Origin of the sequence: Aurantimonas litoralis (assembly GCF_026153195.1) — a bacterium.
Taxonomy (GTDB): Bacteria; Pseudomonadota; Alphaproteobacteria; order Rhizobiales; family Rhizobiaceae; genus Aurantimonas; species Aurantimonas coralicida.
Map to the genome: position 1 here is coordinate 1 of NZ_JAPFBM010000035.1, position 936 is coordinate 936.

At 62.9% G+C, this 936-nt stretch carries 1 protein-coding gene; it reads left to right on the plus strand.

Features of this window, described 5'->3' with window-relative positions:
* Positions 1-936, plus strand: a 936-nt coding sequence (locus tag N7I30_RS21715) for a multicopper oxidase family protein (RefSeq protein WP_498641062.1), incomplete at both ends; no start/stop codon positions are given.

Here is a 936-nt window from a genome sequence, read left to right on the forward strand (position 1 = left end):
AATCCCGTGGTGACGCTGAACGGCTGGTCGCTGCCCTTTCGCATGAACAACGGCGTCAAGGAGTTCCACCTCGTTGCCGAGCCGGTGGAGCGGGAGATGGGCGAGGGCATGACCGCCTATCTGTGGGGCTACAACGGCCAGGCGCCGGGACCGACCATCGAATGCGTCGAAGGCGACCGGGTGCGGATCTTCGTATCGAACCGGTTGAAGGAGCACACGACCGTTCACTGGCACGGCGTCATCCTGCCCTGTGGCATGGATGGCGTGACCGGCCTGACCCAGCCGGGAATTCCGCCGGGCAAGACGTTCGTCTACGAGTTCGACGCCGTGAAGAGCGGGACCTTCATGTACCATCCGCATGGCGACGAGATGGTCCAGATGGCCATGGGAATGATGGGCATGTTCATCATCCATCCGAAGGACCCGGCCTTCATGCCGGTCGATCGCGACTTCGTCTTCATGCTGTCGGCCTACGACATCGATCCCGGTGCGTATCTGCCGAAGGTCATGGAGATGACCGACTTCAATCTGTGGGCGATCAACGCCCGGGTTTTCCCGGATGTCGCCCCTCTCGTCGCGGCGACCGGCGACCGGGTACGGGTGCGGGTCGGAAACCTGACGATGACCAATCACCCGATCCACATGCACGGTTACGACTTCGAGGTGACCTGCACCGACGGAGGATGGGTGAAGCCCGAGGCTCGCTGGCCGGAGGTCTCGATCGACATTCCCGTGGGGGCGATGCGCGCCTACGAGTTCGACGCGGTCTATCCGGGCGACTGGGCCCTGCACTGCCACAAGTCGCACCACACGATGAACGCGATGGGACACGATATCCCGACGCCGATGAACGCCAACAAGGCCAGGGTTGCGGCGAAGATCCGCCAGATCCAACCGGACTACATGCCGATGGGCGAAACCGGGATGGCCGAAATG